Annotated in this window: 13 protein-coding genes; 4 read left to right on the forward strand and 9 right to left on the reverse strand. The window is 52.8% G+C overall.

Going from position 1 to position 17,088, the window contains the following annotated elements; genetic code table 11:
• Positions 1–9: 9 nt before the first annotated feature.
• Positions 10–3,141 (reverse strand): SusC/RagA family TonB-linked outer membrane protein, encoded by a 3,132-nt coding sequence (locus ACO064_RS23875; RefSeq protein WP_421829713.1) that lies wholly within the window; start codon positions 3,139–3,141, stop codon positions 10–12.
• A gap of 211 nt (positions 3,142–3,352) precedes the next feature.
• On the opposite strand from ACO064_RS23875, the gene ACO064_RS23880 reads away from it, so the two are divergent.
• From ACO064_RS23880 to ACO064_RS23890, 3 genes are all read left to right on the forward strand, one after another.
• Complete coding sequence (locus ACO064_RS23880; RefSeq protein WP_421829714.1) at positions 3,353–4,966, forward strand: DUF5060 domain-containing protein; 1,614 nt, start codon at positions 3,353–3,355, stop codon at positions 4,964–4,966.
• 312 nt (positions 4,967–5,278) lie between these two features.
• Positions 5,279–6,043, forward strand: a complete 765-nt coding sequence (locus ACO064_RS23885) for a DeoR/GlpR family DNA-binding transcription regulator (protein WP_421829715.1) — start codon at positions 5,279–5,281, stop codon at positions 6,041–6,043.
• Positions 6,044–6,191: 148 nt separating this feature from the next.
• The gene (locus tag ACO064_RS23890; protein ID WP_421829716.1) at positions 6,192–7,142 is read left to right on the forward strand and encodes an NmrA/HSCARG family protein; all 951 of its coding nucleotides are present in this window, start codon (positions 6,192–6,194) and stop codon (positions 7,140–7,142) included.
• Between the two features lie 11 nt (positions 7,143–7,153).
• Here ACO064_RS23890 and ACO064_RS23895 read toward each other — a convergent pair whose 3' ends face one another.
• The 3 genes from ACO064_RS23895 to ACO064_RS23905 all read right to left on the reverse strand — a co-directional run bounded on the left by ACO064_RS23895 (position 7,154) and on the right by ACO064_RS23905 (position 12,389).
• Positions 7,154–9,904 (reverse strand): alpha-d-galacturonidase, encoded by a 2,751-nt coding sequence (locus ACO064_RS23895; protein ID WP_421829717.1) that lies wholly within the window; start codon positions 9,902–9,904, stop codon positions 7,154–7,156.
• 120 nt (positions 9,905–10,024) lie between these two features.
• Positions 10,025–11,497: an MFS transporter gene (locus tag ACO064_RS23900; protein WP_421829718.1), complete on the reverse strand. Its 1,473-nt coding sequence runs from the start codon at positions 11,495–11,497 to the stop codon at positions 10,025–10,027.
• Between the two features lie 154 nt (positions 11,498–11,651).
• Positions 11,652–12,389, reverse strand: a complete 738-nt coding sequence (locus tag ACO064_RS23905) for a class I SAM-dependent methyltransferase (RefSeq protein ID WP_421829719.1) — start codon at positions 12,387–12,389, stop codon at positions 11,652–11,654.
• A gap of 86 nt (positions 12,390–12,475) precedes the next feature.
• Here ACO064_RS23905 and ACO064_RS23910 point away from each other — a divergent pair, with 86 nt between their 5' ends.
• Positions 12,476–12,898, forward strand: a complete 423-nt coding sequence (locus ACO064_RS23910) for a phage holin family protein (protein WP_114405663.1) — start codon at positions 12,476–12,478, stop codon at positions 12,896–12,898.
• Between the two features lie 114 nt (positions 12,899–13,012).
• On the opposite strand, the gene ACO064_RS23915 is transcribed toward ACO064_RS23910, so the two are convergent.
• From ACO064_RS23915 to ACO064_RS23935, 5 genes are all read right to left on the reverse strand, one after another.
• Positions 13,013–13,432, reverse strand: coding sequence for an organic hydroperoxide resistance protein (locus ACO064_RS23915; protein WP_421829720.1), 420 nt, complete (start codon positions 13,430–13,432; stop codon positions 13,013–13,015).
• A 90-nt stretch (positions 13,433–13,522) separates the two neighbouring features.
• Positions 13,523–14,365, reverse strand: coding sequence for a DUF4097 family beta strand repeat-containing protein (locus ACO064_RS23920; protein ID WP_421829721.1), 843 nt, complete (start codon positions 14,363–14,365; stop codon positions 13,523–13,525).
• 126 nt (positions 14,366–14,491) lie between these two features.
• A complete protein-coding gene (locus ACO064_RS23925) occupies positions 14,492–15,361 on the reverse strand; it encodes a DUF4097 family beta strand repeat-containing protein (RefSeq protein WP_421829722.1) in 870 nt (289 codons plus the stop codon).
• 215 nt (positions 15,362–15,576) lie between these two features.
• The gene (locus ACO064_RS23930) at positions 15,577–16,392 is read right to left on the reverse strand and encodes a HEAT repeat domain-containing protein (protein WP_421829723.1); all 816 of its coding nucleotides are present in this window, start codon (positions 16,390–16,392) and stop codon (positions 15,577–15,579) included.
• A gap of 42 nt (positions 16,393–16,434) precedes the next feature.
• Positions 16,435–16,953, reverse strand: a complete 519-nt coding sequence (locus ACO064_RS23935) for an RNA polymerase sigma factor (RefSeq protein WP_421831060.1) — start codon at positions 16,951–16,953, stop codon at positions 16,435–16,437.
• Positions 16,954–17,088 lie beyond the last annotated feature (135 nt).

Genomic DNA, 17,088 nt, shown 5'->3' on the forward strand with positions numbered 1-17,088 from the left:
ATGTTCAGCTTACAAATCTACTTTCAGGCCAACCGTAACGACGCGCGGAATGGGATACGAACCATAATCGACGCCAATGAAGGCTCCGTTGGGCGCGTTGCCCGAGGCATTTAAACCGTTGCTGCCGCCGGCATAATTGCTGGCACCGTAGGTCGTGTTTTCGGGGTCGTAGTTGGTGTATTTGCTCCACAGGTACACGTTGTCGGCATTGATGTACACGCGGGCCACGCGGAACGGGGTTTTACGGGTCAGCGACGACGGCAGTGTATACGAAAGCCGAATGTTTTTCAGGCGGGTAAACGACGCATCTTCCACCCACAGGCTGTGAAACTGATCCTGCAAACCGGTCAGGCCGAGGGTCGCGCGGAAGTGTTTGCCGTCGCCGGGGTCGGCTTCCGACCGCCAGCGGTTGTCGACGCTCGCAAACATGTTCCGGCCGTTGTTCCAGAAGCCCAGGTAGCGGAAATTCTGGTTCACAATCTCCCCGCCGTAGGTTCCCTGCAACAGAAACGAAAAGTCGAAGCCCTTGTAGGAAACCGTGTTGGTCAGACCGGCGGTGAAATCGGGTTGGAAATTGCCCAGCGAGGTACGGTCGTCGGGTGTAATTTTACCATCGCCGTTCACGTCGCGGATGATCGGATCACCCGGTTTGGTCGAGCTGTAGTGCGGTGCCGCATCGACAGCCGCCTGGTTTTTAAACACGCCGTCGACCACATAGCCGTAGAAATTGGAGATCGGCTGGCCGACTTCGGTTTTCACCGCCACGACGAAATCGGTGTAAATAATCGGGGCGTTGGTGGGGCCTAACTGCAACACCGTGTTGCGGTTGCGGCTTACATTCAGATCCGTCGTCCAGATCACCTTGCCGGTGGTGTTTTTCGAATTAATATTCAGTTCAATCCCCCGGTTGCGCATCCGGCCGATGTTGGTAAGTTGGGACGAAAAACCGGAAATATCGGGCACCGGCACGTTCAGGAGCATATCGCGCGTCACCGAGTTGTAATATTCCGCCGACAACCCGATCCGGTCGTTCAGCACGCGCAGGTCAACGCCAATGTTCATCTGGCCGGTGCGTTCCCATTTCAGGTTGGTGTTCGAAATGTTGGAGATCGTCAGACCGGACGCCAGGGCGGCCCCGGAAACGTAGTTGGTCGCCGATAACAGGCTGATGGCACCATAGTTTGGAATCTGGTTGTTCCCCGCAATCCCGTAACTGGCGCGTACTTTCAGGCTGTTCACAAACTTGACGTTCTGCATGAACGACTCGTCCGAAATCAGCCAGCCCGCCGAAACCGACGGGAAATAGCCCCAGCGGGTGTCGCGCCCAAACCGCGAGCTGCCGTCCCGGCGAATGGCCGCCGTCAGAAAATACTTGTTCTGAAAATTGTACTGCGCCCTGCCCAGGTACGAGATCATCGACCATTCGGTGGCCGTGCTGGAACCGCTGGTGACCACCCCGGCATTAAGTGTTTCGACGAGGTCGTTGGGGAAATTACCCGAGGTCACGGTCGCAAATTCATCGCGTTGTTTCTGAACCGAATAACCAGCCAGCACATTCAGGCTGTGGTCGCCGAAGCGTTTGTCATACGTCAGCGTGTTTTCCGACAGCCAGTTCAGCATGTAGGACGACTGCACATTGCCTTCCGCCGGGAGTAATCCAGAATAGCCATAGCCTTGATTTTTAACCCGGTACGAGTTCAGGCGGGTGTTGAACAGGTTGCCGCTGATGCTGGTCCGAAACTTCAGATCGTCGGTAATAAAGTACTCGGCAAAGGCGGTTGCCAGGGTGTTGAACGACTTGTTCTGCTTGTGGTAAAACCGGGTCAGCGAGTAGGGATGCCACAGGTTCAGGTCGTTGTAGGCGACGTATTTGCTCCAGACCGAGTTGGGATCGCGGTAGCCCAGGTTGCCGTTCTCGTTGTAAACCGGAAAAATCGGATCGCTCTGAATGGCCAGACTGACCACATCACTTTTGCCCTGCGTGCCTTCCGTCCGATCAAAAACCGTCGTTGCGCTCAGGTTCAGCCCCAGCGAAAACTTGTCCGAAACCGTGTGTTTGATGTTGGTGCGCAGCGCCAGGCGTTTGTAATAATTTTCATCCAGAACCGCCTGTTGATCGAGGAATGATCCCGAAAACAGAAACTGGGTTTTGTCGGTGCCGCCCGAAACCGAAAGCTGCGCATTGTGCGACGGCGCCACGCGAAACATGACGTCCTGCCAGTCGGTGCCTTTGCCAAATTGCTGCGGATTGTTGATAAAATCGTCGGGGATGCGGTACGTCGAGGGCCGGGCGCTGTTGGGGTCCGTGGCCTTGTTGACCGCCGGGTTCAGGTCGACCCAGGCATTGTTGTGGGCATCGATGTAGTAGCCAATCCACTGCTGGGCGTCCATCATCGGCACCTTCCGGATCACCGACTGCGTGCCGTATTCGTAGCCCGCGCTGATGTTGGTTTTCCCCGCCTTGCCCAGTTTAGTTGTGATCAAAACGACGCCGTTGGCCCCGCGCGAGCCGTAAATGGCGGCCGATGAGGCATCTTTCAGCACATCGACCGACTCGATGTCCTGCGGATTGATCAGGTTCAGGTTGAAGTTTTCGAGCGGAACGCCGTCGACCACAAACAGCGGAGTGGTACCTGCGGTGATGGAACTGACACCCCGGATGCGGATGATGGGCGAAACGCCCGGCGCTCCCTGCGACTGCGTGATGTTGACCCCGGCAATTTTGCCCGCCAGCGACTGAGTAACATTGCTGAACGAACGGTCTTTGAACTCATTGAAGCCCACCGAGGCTACGGCGCCCGTAATGGCTCGTTTGCTTTGCGTCCCGTAACCCACCACGACTACTTCGTTGAGGGTTTTGTTGGAAGGCAGCATAGAAACGTCGATCACCGAGCGGTTGCTGACCGGAATTTCCTGGGTTTCGTAGCTGATGGAGCTGAAAACCAGCGTCGAATTGTCATTCGCAGAAAGAGAATAAGCGCCGTCCTGGTTCGAGATCGTACCGCTGGTGGCGGATTTGATCAGTACGGAAACGCCCGGCAGCGGTTTTCCATTTTCGTCAGTGACCTTCCCCGTAATGGTGAGGGATTTGGTCTGGGCGAAGGTCTGAACAAAAGAAAAACAAAGTAAAGTAAAGATCATACTGGTTCGCCAGGATCTTCGGGAGGTAAGAGTAGTGTTCATTGTACTGAATTTGTTAAAATGTTCATAGAAACAATCAATTGAATCCGAATAAATTACCAGCAAATAGTGAATGGTTTAAAGCATGTTAGGTTGGTATTTTCTTATTTTTTCTTAAAAGTATTTCGTTTTATTTGTTTTACTTTGTTTTTTAAAAATATTTTCTTGAATTATGTCCAGACGAGCTCAATTCCGGCTTTTGTTTCTTTTCTTCCTAGGTTCTCCGCTGTATCTGATGGCGCAGGGCAAGGGGGCTTCCGAAAAGGGTGTTGAAAAATGGGAGGTCTACGAGATTACCTTGTCGGGGCCGACGGCTGGCAATCCCTTTACGGACGTTTGGCTAACGGCCGAGTTCTCGTCGGGTGAGAAGAAGGTCAGGATGACCGGTTTTTACGATGGCGACGGGGTGTATAAAATCCGGTTCATGCCGGAAGCGACGGGCCAATGGTCGTACCGGACCTCCAGTAACGTCAAAGCGTTGAGTGGAAAAAAAGGAAGCTTTACGTGCAGTGCACCTTCCGCGACGAACCACGGCCCGGTCAGCGTCCGGAATATGTACCATTTTCAGTACGCCAATGGAAAACCGTATTACCCGTTTGGTACAACGGCGTATGCCTGGACCCACCAGCCGGAGTCGTTGCAGGAACAGACGTTGACGACGCTGAAAAACGCATCCTTCAATAAAATCAGAATGTGCGTGTTCCCCAAAACGTACAGTTACGTGGAGGAAGAACCGGCCCTTTTTGCGTACGAAGAGAAAGGTCGGACCAAACGCCCGAACGGTTCTACGAAATATGAATGGGATTTTACTCGCTTTAATCCGGCGTTCTTCCGGCACCTCGAAAAGCGGATTGCCGACCTCGCCAAACTCAATATCGAAGCCGATCTGATTATTTTTCATCCATACGACAAAGGCCGCTGGGGGTTCGACAGCATGGGCATGAAGAATGATTTGTTCTACATCAAGTATCTGGTAGCCAGGTTGTCAGCGTATCAGAATGTGTGGTGGTCGATGGCGAATGAATTTGATTTTATCAAAAACAAACCGCGCGAAGCCTGGGATGTCTACAGCAAAGCCGTGGTCGATGCCGACCCATATCATCACCTCTGTTCGATCCACAACGGCACGGAATATTACGACAACTGGAAGCCGTATTTCACCCACGTCAGCATTCAGAACGGGTCGACCGTCGAGGATTTTGGGCGGGCGGTTCTGTTGCGCGATGCCTACCGAAAACCGGTGATCTACGATGAAGTCTGTTACGAAGGCAACCTGCCGCAACGCTGGGGAAGGCTGAGTCCGGAGGAAATGACCGAGACGTTCTGGCAGGGCGTCATTGCCGGAACTTATGTGACCCACGGCGAAACGTACCGAACGCCCGGCGACACCATCTTCTGGGCAGAAGGCGGGAAATTCCACGGGCAAAGTCCGGCGCGGATCGGTTTTTTGCGAAGCCTGCTGGAGCAGCAACCCGGCCCGGTCGAACTGGCAGACCCCTGGAAAGATCACCAGACCTGCCAGTCCGACAGCGCGCATTACCTGATTTATTTGGGGAAACAGATGCCGTCGGAATGGGTGTTCAGTCTGCCGAAAAAAGGCGCTCCACCCACCGGAGCGGTTTTCAAAGCCGAACTCATCGACACCTGGAACATGACCATTACGCCCGTTTTGGACAGCTTCCGGCTGGGCGAAGCCAAAGATTACCGGGTGTATGACGAAGGATTTAGGAAAATCCGCCTGCCTGCCAAACCGTATCAGGCGATTCGACTGACGCAGATCAAATGAAATGGTTTTCGATATTTATTTATTATTTGTGATTGTTAAGGAAAAACGATAGGGTACGAAAAAGAAAAATCAGCCCACGGTTTCAACCGTGGGACCTGGAGGGAAAAACCGGGTGTGCCAAAACCGTTTTAACGGTTTCAGGGTCTCAAAACCGTTAAAACGGTTTCAAAATGTGGGTGGATATTTTGCGAAACCCCACGGTTGAAACCGTGGGCTGGGTAACAAACCGGGTCTTAGGCAATTAATCTATTGCGAAGAGAAAATTTCTTTTTGTTACTTTTGACAAACTCAGATAGTTTAGAATAAAACCGTATGCTACCGAATCAACGTCGGGATAAAATACTTGAATTGCTGAAGGAAGACGGCTCCGCCAAAATCGTCAACCTGGCCCGGATTTTTAAGGTGACGGAAGTAACGATTCGTCAGGACATCGAAAAACTGGAAAAAGACGGACTGGTGATCAAGGACCACGGCGGGGCTTACCTGAAAAACGTGGAGGATCAGGTGCGGACGGTGTCGCTGGGAAACCAGGAAAACATCGATAAAAAAGAGCGGATTGCCAGCAAGTGCCTGGAGTACATCGAAAGTGGTGACACCATCATTCTGGATTCGGGTTCGACCACCACAGAAATTGCCAAGAAACTGCGCGGCTACCGAAACCTCACCGTCATTACCAACGCCCTGAACATCGCCCTGATTCTTGGCGCCGAAACCGGGATCGAGGTGATCATGACCGGCGGGGAGTTCAAACCGCCCACGTTATCGCTGACGGGCCAGAAAGCCGCCGATTTTTTCAAAGGCATCAATGTTCAGAAGCTGTTTCTGGCGACGGCGGGAATTTCGCTCAAATCGGGCTTAACGTATCCGAGTATCAGCGACCTGGTGGTGAAAAAAGCCATGATCGATGCCGCCGATGTAACCTATCTGGTCGCCGATTCGACCAAAATTGGCAAAAGCGCGTTCGCCAGTCTGGGAGCCTTGTCGCTCATCGATTACATCATCACCGACGCGACCATTCAGGAAAAGTACAAGCAGGTTTTCCACGACAACGAGATTGAGTTGATTATTGCGCCGTAGGCAGATCAAAGTTAGTTGACGGCCAGTGGGGAAAATTATCCAATCGCATTGATAAATTGTCCAGTTTTGTAATACCTTAAGGGTTCTGTCCCTTCCTGGACAGAACTTTTTGTTTCCAGATTCCTACACTCAAAGAACCTAAATGCTCATGTCTGAGAAAAAGATTATTGCCATTTTCGGCGCTACCGGTGCCCAGGGGGGCGGACTTGCCAGAGCCATTCTCCATGATAAAAACAGTGAATTTGCCGTTCGGGCCATTACGAGGGACACCAATTCCGATAAGGCGCAGGAACTGGCGCAATTAGGAGCCGAAGTGGTAACGGCCGACATTGATGATGAGCAAAGCCTTGGCCAGGCCCTGGAGGGAGCCTATGGAGCCTTTTTTGTGACCTTTTTCTGGGCGCATTTTTCGCCGGAGCGGGAATACAACGAAGCACGCAGCATGGCCCAGGCGGCTAAACAGGCCGGGTTGAAGCACGTGATCTGGTCGACGCTGGAAGATACCCGCGAGTGGATTCCACTGGACGATGACCGGATGCCAACCCTGCAAGGCAAATACAAAGTACCGCATTTTGATGCGAAAGGCGAAGCCGACCGATTCTTTACCGATTTAGGCGTACCAACTACCTTCCTTCGGGCTTCTTTTTATTGGGAAAACTTCATCTATTTCGGAGCAGGCCCTAAAAAGGGACCGGATGACAGGCTGTATCTGACCTTGCCGATGGCTGACAAGAAGATGGCCGGTGTGGCTTCCGAAGATATTGGCAAAACCGCGTATGCCATCTTCAAGGGCGGTCCGGAATTTGTTGGGAAGACCATCGGCGTGGCGGGGGATCAACTGACAGGTCAGGAAATGGCTGCGAAACTCTCCCAGGCGATCGGGCAGGAGGTCACCTACAACTACGTTACGCCGGAGGTTTACCGGGGCTTTGGCTTCCCGGGGGCTGATGATATGGGCAATATGTTCCAGTTTTACCGCGATTTCGACGAGGTGTGCAACAAGGTTCGGGATGTAAGCTACTCCCGGGAGTTGAATCCCGAATTGCAGTCGTTCGATGCCTGGCTGGAGCAAAACGCCGGAAAAATTCCGCTGGACTAAAGACCGGTTTTTTACTCAAACAGCCAGTCGATGTTCTTTTTATTGCCCGCCAGGCCCGCGTCAAAAACCGGAATCTCCTGATTGCCGTCCATGAAACCGAGCAGTAAACAGGCTCCTTTTCCCAGATTCAGGGTGTGCCTTCCCGCCTTGAACGAATACGTATGCACGTTGACCGGCGGAAAGCCATCCAGCAGAACGGCGTTCGAAATTTTGATTTCCGACTGCCCGTAGTCGTTGGCGCTGGCGTCGGTTTCCAGTTCCGGCGCGGGTAAGTAGCGGGGATTCTTTTCGGTAAAAAAACCGACCAGCAGTTTGACGGGTTGGCTGGCCGTAAAGGTCAGGCTGGTGCGTTCCGACTGCTGTGTCGATTTTGCCAGTTGCAGCCCTTTCAGATTCTTCAATTCCTCCGCTACCGCAGCGATGGCAAGAGCAGTATCGGAAAAAATACGCTGCCCTTTTTCAACGGTATAGGTCTGCACGGTCGGGCTTTGAATCGTAACGGTGGCCGGTTTGAACCACAGAGGTTGCCTGGCCACAGTCACCGGAGCCGATTTCAGCGAGTCGATGACGGATTTGAACCGCGTCAGTTCTTTTTGATAAACCGGCAGCATTTCTTCCCACGTTTTGTAGGTTCCATCGACGCCCCGCATCGGAATTTTGCGCTGCTTCGTCTGCATGCTGTTGGCATACAGGTACGTATCTTTCGTTAGTTTCACCAAATCGGTATAGTGTTCTACACTGCTTTCCAGCAGCGGAACGGCTTTTTCCAGATCGCGGACGTCGGTGGAATATTTGTATTTCAAAACCGTCAGGGCCGCCTGGGCTTTCTGGGCGTAGAAGTTCGCCATCGCATTCTGGGCGTAGACGTCATTTTTCAGACGGTCAAATTCGGCCTTGTTTTTAGTCACCGACCCAGCCGCCTTGTCAATGGCTGCCACGGCTTTTCTGCCGTGTTCAACCACTTCATCCGCCACCTGAACCGGCGTTTCTCCAAGGTGTTTTTCGTGTTTCGACTCCTTCTCGGCGTATTCGATAATCATTTCACCCTCAGGTGCTTCCGATTCATACATGAGCGTAAACAGCCCGTAACGAAACGGATTGACGAGTTGCGTCATCAGCATACCAAGTGTGAGGGTCTGGCGGTTGCCATCGGTGATGCCGTAACGTCTCAACAGTTTCGGTGAAATCTCGCCGGTTTGCTCGTAGGCTTCCAGCACGTCTTTGCCCTTGTCGGCCGGTAAACCGTATTGATCCGCCAGTTGATTGCCCCAGTAGGTAACCTCTGTCGGACGATCCCGTTCGGAATTCCAGGCGTAGCGCGCCCAGGTTTTGTACCAGATCCAGTCGCGGTCGAGCTGGAGCAGACGGGGTGACGTTTTATCGGCGGTGTAGGGCCAGTCCCAGTACGACGCCTGTGGATAGAGATGCAGGCCATTCGCGCCATATACGTTGTGCATCGCCTGAACGGACTTCTGAATAAAATCGGGCGAACCGTACCGGAAAGGCTCCAGATTAGCCAGAATGTGCACATTTTCAACGTGAACGGTGCCGATGTTGCTTAACGTCCGGTGCAAATCCGCCCATTTGCCGCGGGGTGTGTAGGTTGTCAGGGCCTCGCCGTTGTACTTCGCCATCGTGTACAGATTTTTATAGATTGGCAGGGCGGCTTTCATCACGCGGGGCGCATCGGAATCGTGGGCGCGGAGCACAATTGGCGGTTCGGCGGTTTGGCCGAGGGCTTTCAATCCGTCTTTGACGCCCGGAATAATCGTTTTGGTGAACCAGTCGACGTCATCCTGCCCGACACCTTCCATCGCTTCACCGAGGGTGATGAGCAGGCCGACATTCGGGTATTTCTGAACAAACGCAGCAATGGATTTCTGAGTGTAGTCGGCAATGAGCGGGGTAATGGGGCGGTTTCGGTCCTGGGTTTTGAGATTGTGTTTTTCGGCAAACGGTTTTGAAAGAATGATGTTGTAGAACATCTGAATGACCCAGATGCCGCGTTTGTCGGCTTCGGCGGTCAGGAACCGGAACATTTCTTCGTTTTTCCGGAAGGTCGCGTCGGTCACTTCAACGGCGTAGGGATAGTCTTTCAGCCGAACCAGCGAAGCAAAGGGGTGGCCGTTCCACAGATACAGGGAGTTGTAGCGGTTTTCAGCCATCTGATCCAGATACCGAATCCAGAGCGCTTTGTCATATAGCCACGGGAAGGTTTCGGGGGTATAGGGATATTCATACACCTCGCGACCGGGGAGATACACCGGTTTCTGGATGCCCACCGCCGTGCCGCGCAGCACCATTTCCGGCTGGTCGCGCAGGTTGATCGTTTCGGGAAGCTGGCCGGTTTTGCTGATTTTTTCAGCCATTTCCAGACAGCCGTACAAGACACCGGACGGGTCGGCTCCCACAATGAGCAGCGGATTCTGCGCGTCTCTCCGAATGGCGAAGCTTTCTTTGACCGGGTTTGGGTCTGCCGTTAATTTGTAACGCGAAGCAATCGGTTTGATGTTTAGATCAGACCATAACCCAATGACAATCTGTTGGCTACTCTTCGCCGGAATGCCCTCGAAAAACGTAGTTTGATAACCGGCTTTGGCCAGGGCTTGTTTGAGTTTTTCAGCACCAAAGCTGACGCGAACGTGCGCCGAAACCGGCGTGACGATGGTGACTTTTTTGCCGGTTTCCTGGGCAATGACGGACCCGATGCCTGGGAAGAAGAAGAGAACAGGGAAAAGAAAACGTTTCGCGTAGCGGTTCATACAACAGGACTTAGGAACAGTACAAATTTACCCTGACTGTGTACCGGTAATCTCCAGCATTTTCTCCAAAAAATATACAATATTAGCCTGAGGTAAGTCTAGGACTTCGAAACCGTATTTCTAAGAAGTTGAATTCGTGACGGCATTTTTCGGCTGAACCGGCTTTGATGCTGGTGAAGTTGCCTTGCCCCGCGTGAAGGAAATAAGAACACCCGTCAGCACTAAACCGCTCATGGTCAGGTAGGCATAATGCATCCCGCGCAGTTGGGCCGCCGTCGATTCGGGCGAGGCATCGTGCGCCAGTGCCCAGCGGTTGCGGGTGCTGTACCAAACGGCGGCCGCAATGGCGATGCCGACGACAAATCCCAGGTTGCGCATGAAGGCAATCATGCTGCTGGCAATGCCGCGCTGGGCGATGGGGGCCGCGTTGAGGGCGCTGCTGCTGTTGGGCGACTGAAAAAGGCCAAAGCCCAGACTCACCAGCGAACTTCGCCAGATGACGTCTTGCCAGGTCCAGTCGACGTCCAGAAACGAAAACGCAAAATAACCGCCCGCCGTGATCAGTAATCCGAAACTGGACAACCAGCGCGTGCTGATCCGGCTGGAAAGATACCCGCCCAACGGAGCCACCAAACTGAGGGTCACGGGGCCAGCCAGTAAAATCAGGCCGGCGCGTTCGGGCGGAAGTCCCAGAAGTTGTTGCAGGAAAAAAGGAATGACAAACAGATTGCCGCCCGACGCCAGAAAACCGCAAAAGGCCGCCAGGATAGCCGCTGTGTAGGGCCGGATGCGGAACAGGCTCAGTTGCAGCATCGGCTCCCGAACCCGCATTTCCCAGAGCAGAAACAACACCAGCAAAACCGTGCCGATCGATAGGAGCGTGACCACGAGCGGATGATCCCAGCCATAGTGCGGTTCCGGCCCAAAATCCAGACCGGTGAGCAGGGAGATGACGCCGAATAGAAACAGGCCCGCGCCCACCAGATCGAACCGTTGGCCAGTCGCTTTCGGGCTTTCCGGCAGGATGGTCCACGCCCGCCAGATGGCCAGCAAACCAATCGGTACGTTCACAAAAAAGATGCTTGACCAGCCGAATTTACCCAGCAGAAAACCGCCAATGACCGGCCCCGCACTGGACCCGGCGGCCACAATGGAACCCATCAGCCCCATGGCCTGACCGCGTTCCTGCGGAGAAAAGGTATCGCCGATGATGGCCGGGCCGACGGCGAAAATCATGGAAGCGCCCAGCCCCTGAACCACCCGAAACCCCACCAGCGACCACAGGTTCCAGGCCAGCCCGCAGAGCAGAGAGCCCAGCACAAACACGCAGAAACCGGTGATGTACAGCGTTCGGCGGCCCACCCAGTCGGAGACTTTTCCCATGATGAGCAGCGTGCTGGTGGTGGTCAGCAGGTAACAGAGTACGATCCACTCGACACTGTCGCCCGCGCCCAGTTCCCGCCGGATGGTGGGCAGGGCAATGTTGACAATGCTGCTGTCGAGCGTCGACATGAACGTTCCGAACATGATGGTGCCCAGAATAATCCATTTATTGGGAGAAGACGATGAAACGGCCGACGTTGTTGATGACACAGGAAAACCAGGCTACTTTTTCGAAGAAACGGGTTGTGGGGGCTGGTTGTTCGGAATGGAATAAGGAAATAATGAATATTGAATAGCCAATATTGAACAACGAAGTATAGCGGTCCATTGACTTCGCTATTCAATATTGGCTATTCAATATTCGTTATTTTTCAAATATCATGACGTGTTGCTGGGGCAGTTTGGTATACACGCTTTTTAGCCGCAAGCCGACGGCTTTCATTTCTTTCGTGGCCTGGGCAATGCTCATCTTGTGGTGGGGTTTGATAGGCACGTTCGGATCTTCGGCGCGGTATTCGACCAGCACCACGCGACCACCCGGTTTGAGCGCCCGGACGATGTTCGTCATCATTTCGCGGGGGTGTGAAAACTCGTGGTAGGCGTCGATCATCAGGGCCATATCGATGCCACTGACGGGAAGTTTGGGGTCCGCAATGGTTCCCAGAACCGGTTCGACGTTGGTCACGCCTTTCTTCTTTTTGGCGGTATTCAGGTCATTGATCATCTCATTTTCAATGTCGACCGCCAGAATTTTGCCTTTCGGAACCTTGGGTGCCATCAGAAAGGTAAAATACCCGGTTCCGGCCCCCACGTCGGCGACGACATCGGTCGGTTTCAGGTTCAGGGCGTCCAGCAGCAGATCGGTGCGTTCTTCCTGTTCGCGCTCCGGGCGTTCGAGCCAGGCGGCTCCCAAATGACCCATAACCTGCGAAATTTCCCGGCCCAGGTAGGTTTTTCCGATGCCGTCGTAAGCCGCTTTTCGGTACTGATACACGCCTTTGGGCGAATCGGCAGTGGCACCGGGTTGCTGACCAAAAGCCAACACGCAATGGAAAGTCGTGAACAGAAGGAAAAGGCAGAGGGACCGGAACGGGTTTTTCATGGCGGGCAGGAAATGAGCTATGGGTTGAACAAGCTGTAAAAGAAAGTGTTTATTTAGGGATTATTTACCATCAATCCCGCTTTCTCATGAATCTAATTTTGCACTTGTTACTCGATGCCGCCGTGATTTTCGGCTTGGCCTACATCATGCCTCAGGTAGATGTAAAAAGTTTTGGTACCGCCCTGCTGATTGCCGTTATCCTGGCCGCGCTTAACTTTCTGGTCGGCTGGATCATTCGTTTTCCGCTCAACCTGGTGACGCTCTTCTTCTTAACCGGCATTGTGCGGATTGTAGTGACGGCCATTCTGCTGAAGCTGATCGATAAAATGATGGGGAGTTTCACCATTGCCGGATTCTGGCCCGCGTTGGTAATTGCGGTTTCTGTCGCCATTGCCGGTGCCATTGTCGACGGTGCCCTGGCACCCTCCGAAGCGGTTGTGGAAGAGCGCCAGCGGGAAGCCGTGCTGCTGACACCCGGTGCGGAATTCGCTTATACTTTTAAACGGTAAAAAAGTACTTTAGAAAGGAATTTTAAATATCGAATGTCGAATGATCAATGTAAAAGTTTTGCCAATCCGGCACTTTTACATTGATCATTCGACATTTATCATTCTTCAGGAAAGTTAATCTACGATTTTCAAATCGACCTGAATATTCCCACGGGTCGCATTGGAATAGGGACAAACTTGGTGCGCTTTCTCAACCAGTTCTTCCGCTTTGGAACGCTCTACGCCCGGAATCTGAACTTCGAGAACAACGGCTAATCCAAAGCCGCCGTCTTCATTTTTACCGATACTGACCTGAGCCGTGACCCTGGTCTGACCCGCTTCAACTTTCTGCGTGCGGATAATTAAACTCAGCGCACTATCGAAACAGGCCGCATACCCGGCAGCAAACAAGGTTTCCGGGTTGAGGTAAGTGCCACTCGGCCCACCCATTTCTTTCGGTACGCGGACATCAACATCCAATGCTCCATCGTGTGATTTTACGTGGCCGTTGCGGCCTCCGGTTGCGGTGGCTTTCGCCGTATACAGTTTGTCCATGCTAAAAAATAAGTCACCGCCGAGGTTCGGCGGTGACAAAATACGTTTTCAAGACAACTGGCTTCGGGTCGAAATGGTTGCAGAAACGGTTTATTTCGCTTTGCGAATGTAGATGTTGCCGTGCATGTTTTTCATCATCACCTCTCGACCCCCGCCGTTGACTTTCCCCTGTACCCAGTCGTCGATGCTGACCTTATACATGCCGTCTTTGTTGCTGCGGCTGGCTTTGGGCTGGCTTTTGTCCACGTCCACGTCGAAGTCGCTGTAAATTTCGCCCCGGTCGGATTTGAGCTTTACGTCAAATTTGGCAGTGGCCGGAAAGGTGACATCGACATTGCCGTTGAGGGTAGAAAAGGCCATGGGTGCTTCGGAATTGACGTTTTTAAACGTGGCTTTCAGTTGACCATTGACGCTGTTGGCAACGGCAGAGCCCGACACGCCGGTCAGCGTAATGGGACCGTTCACGTTATTGACCTCCAGTTCTCCACTCACGTTTTCAATGACAATATCCCCGTTGTTGATCGTGCTGACTTTAAGCGAGAATTGTTGCGGGACTTTGATGGTCAGGTTGACGTTTCGTTTCATGGAACCGCCCGAACTCAGGTTTATCTTGTTATTTTTCTCTTCAGCGCTTAAATCGAGGCCGCCCCGGGTCGAAATCCGCTTCATGCCGTTGGCGAGTTCGTCGGGTTTTTCTTCTTTTTTCTTACCGGTATTCGTTTCTGCCACAGCGTCCACCACCACGTCTTTTCCGCTGTAGCCCACGACGTGGATGGAGCCGTTGATGATGCCGACGTGCAGGGAGCCCGGTTTGTTCGGGTCGGTCAGTGGAATGGTAAGTTGTTCCCTGATGTCACTTTGGGCCAGCAGCGGTTGGATTTCTGCCAAAGAAATAAGCATGAACAGGGTAACCAGGATGCGATTCGTTTTCATGGAATTTTAGCTTGTTTTTTACTGGAATAGAGAGGTGTATTTTGCCCCTAAATCCCCTAAAGGGGACTTGGACGCCGAAACATCCGGATGCAAAAGTCCCCTTTAGGGGATTTAGGGGCAAAACCGCTACGATTGTTTTTTGATGTACACGTTACCGTTGAACGTCTCGAACTGGAGCGTTTTACCGCCGTTTCCGATTCGGATGGACGTATCCTTGTTGAGCTTGTAAACCGTGCCGTCGCCCCGTTTTTCCTGCGTTTTAGTCACTTTGACGGGCAGGATTTCGGCATTGGGGAAATCGGTGTAGAAGTCGCCCTGAAAACTTTTGAAGCTCAGGTCGGCGGATAAACTGGCCGGATAACTGATCTTGATGTCGCCATTCAGCGTGTAATACTTCGATTTTTCGGGCGGACTGACCAGGTAATTGGCTTCCACATTGCCGTTGATCGTTCGGGCATCGGTGGCTCCTTTGATGTTGGTTAACGTAATGGCTCCGTTGACGTTGTGGGCAAATAAAGAACCGCTGACGTCTTTCACCGTTACATCACCCCCGTTCACCGTCGATACGTGCAGATTCATGGAATAGGGGACTTTTACGGTAAAATCGAGGTCGTATTTGTAGTCGATCCGCCGGTGGTTGGTGCCATCTTTCCAGTTATTTCGATTCGGCCGCGAATCATACGGCTGGGCGATGTAGGCAATAACACTGTCGGCATCCTGATCGAACTGCAGCAGAAATTCTTTCTTGCCCTGTTCCAGTAACTCACTGGTTTTGGCCCGAATGCTCCGGTCCACTTCCAGCACTATTTTGGTGCCTGAATAGCCTTCTACCTTAATAAAACCGCTGATGTTGTAGATGGCCAGCGTGCTGCTGCCAGCGTCTTTCGACAGCGTAAATTCCTTGCTGATGTGGTCCTTAAATTCCAGGGTTTGGGCCGATGCAGCGGCACAGGAAAGCCCCAGCCCCACCAGCAGGAGGGAGATAAATGGTTTCATACGGAGTTGTGTTTTTAGAGTAAAGAGTTAGGACTTTCGCTTTTGCCCCTAAATCCCCTAAAGGGGACTTGGACACAGCTTAATCTGGATGCTAAAAGTCCCCTTTAGGGGATTTAGGGGCAAAAGCGAAAGTCTTAAGAATAAAGAAGTGAGAGGGGAAGAAAACGCGGATCGAATGACAAGTCTGTACTCTCTTGTCTATCCTCTTTTCTCTTCTAGCTCAAATCCTTGATGGTCTGTTCGATTTTCACCTTGACGAAGTCGTTGAGGTTTTCCTGCCGGAGCAGTTGCCGAAGCGGTTTGAGCGATCGTTTTTCCTGGAGTTTCACCATCACGTCGGCCAGCGCGGATTGCACCAGGGGCGAATCCTGTTGGACAATCGAATGCACCAGGCCCTCCCGCACCCTGGGATCAGCCGCGAGCTGGGCCAGGGCTTCCAGCGTCACCAGCCGGACGTTTACATTCGAGTCGTTGTTGAGCGTACTCAGCAGCGCTTCGACCACCTGCGCATCCACCTGTTCAATGTCCTTGGTGTATTCCACTGCCCGAAGCCGTTCCGTAGCCGAAGAGTTTTCGAGCAGTGACAGCAAAACTGTCTGCCGCATCTGTTGCACCTGAGCACCTAATTCATTGATTTGCTGCTCATAAACCGGTGCTTTTTTCGCACTCAGCCAGTAACCACCCGCCAGCCCAACCAGCACGAGTGATAGGCTGTAGGCCACCCGAAGGACGAGTTCGGGCGTCAAAAACCGCCGAACCCGGCGCAGGATGCTCTTCCAGGAGCGACGGCGTTTTTTAGCCTCTTCGATCTGCACCGTTTCCAGCATGGCGTAAAACCGGGAGCGGACTTTATCGCCGGGTTCCGGCACGGGCACGTTGCCCATCGCCAGCCAGAGTTGGCGGGTGGCAGCCAGCTCTGCCTGGCATTCCGGGCAGTGGGCCAGGTGGGCTTCAACGGCGGCCCGTTCGGTGTCAGGAACCTGATTGCTCAATAAATCAATCAATTGCTCTTTTGCGCTTTCACAGTTCATGGTTGTGTTCGTTTCGGTTCGCGATGTCTAAAAATCACGGCCTTAAGCTTTTAAATACACGCGTTTCAGTTCATTCATGGCCCGGTGAACCCGAACCTTTACGGCTCCTTCGGTGGTGTCCAGAATCCCGGCAATTTCTTCGTATTTCAACTCCTGAAAACGACTTAAAATCAGGACTTCACGGTTTTCGGGACTCAGTTTTCGGAGGGCATCATGAAGGGATGCCAATTCCTGTTCTTTCTGCATCGATTCATCCGCCGAAGGGCCACCGCCAATTTTCTCCACAAAATCAGCCACGTCGTAATGATGTACCGCGTGTTTGTTTTTCCGGACGTGATCAGCCAGCACATTGCGGGCCAGGTGATACATCCACGTCCGAAACTCACCGTCGCCGGTGAACGTATGGCGGTATTTCAGCATCCGGTAAAACACGTTCTGCACCAGATCCTCGCTCGCATCGGTCTGCCCGGTCATGTGATACAGGAAACCGAACAGGGCGCGGTGATACCGCTCGAAGAGCAGGCCCATCTTCTCCAGATTGCCGTCCTTCACCTGCAGCATGAGTGAGTTGTCCGTCAGCGATTTCAACCGGGTGTGTGTTTCGGGTTGGTCTATTTGGGTGTGGAAACTTTGCGGCTTTGAGAAGGTTACACAAAGAGATGAAATTTTTTCGTCTTGTTTTTTGTAACTTGCTTG

The sequence above is a fragment of the Larkinella sp. genome, from assembly GCF_965227735.1.
Taxonomy (GTDB): Bacteria; Bacteroidota; Bacteroidia; order Cytophagales; family Spirosomataceae; genus Larkinella.

What these genes read in the sequence shown, in the direction of transcription:
- ACO064_RS23875 (WP_421829713.1), bottom strand. Translation starts at nt 3,141, where the DNA reads ATGATCTTTACTTTACTTTGTTTTTCTTTTGTTCAGACCTTCGCCCAG.
- ACO064_RS23880 (WP_421829714.1), top strand. Translation starts at nt 3,353, where the DNA reads ATGTCCAGACGAGCTCAATTCCGGCTTTTGTTTCTTTTCTTCCTAGGT.
- ACO064_RS23885 (WP_421829715.1), top strand. Translation starts at nt 5,279, where the DNA reads ATGCTACCGAATCAACGTCGGGATAAAATACTTGAATTGCTGAAGGAA.
- ACO064_RS23890 (WP_421829716.1), top strand. Translation starts at nt 6,192, where the DNA reads ATGTCTGAGAAAAAGATTATTGCCATTTTCGGCGCTACCGGTGCCCAG.
- ACO064_RS23895 (WP_421829717.1), bottom strand. Translation starts at nt 9,904, where the DNA reads ATGAACCGCTACGCGAAACGTTTTCTTTTCCCTGTTCTCTTCTTCTTC.
- ACO064_RS23905 (WP_421829719.1), bottom strand. Translation starts at nt 12,389, where the DNA reads ATGAAAAACCCGTTCCGGTCCCTCTGCCTTTTCCTTCTGTTCACGACT.
- ACO064_RS23910 (WP_114405663.1), top strand. Translation starts at nt 12,476, where the DNA reads ATGAATCTAATTTTGCACTTGTTACTCGATGCCGCCGTGATTTTCGGC.
- ACO064_RS23915 (WP_421829720.1), bottom strand. Translation starts at nt 13,432, where the DNA reads ATGGACAAACTGTATACGGCGAAAGCCACCGCAACCGGAGGCCGCAAC.
- ACO064_RS23920 (WP_421829721.1), bottom strand. Translation starts at nt 14,365, where the DNA reads ATGAAAACGAATCGCATCCTGGTTACCCTGTTCATGCTTATTTCTTTG.
- ACO064_RS23925 (WP_421829722.1), bottom strand. Translation starts at nt 15,361, where the DNA reads ATGAAACCATTTATCTCCCTCCTGCTGGTGGGGCTGGGGCTTTCCTGT.
- ACO064_RS23930 (WP_421829723.1), bottom strand. Translation starts at nt 16,392, where the DNA reads ATGAACTGTGAAAGCGCAAAAGAGCAATTGATTGATTTATTGAGCAAT.
- ACO064_RS23935 (WP_421831060.1), bottom strand. Translation starts at nt 16,953, where the DNA reads ATGCTGCAGGTGAAGGACGGCAATCTGGAGAAGATGGGCCTGCTCTTC.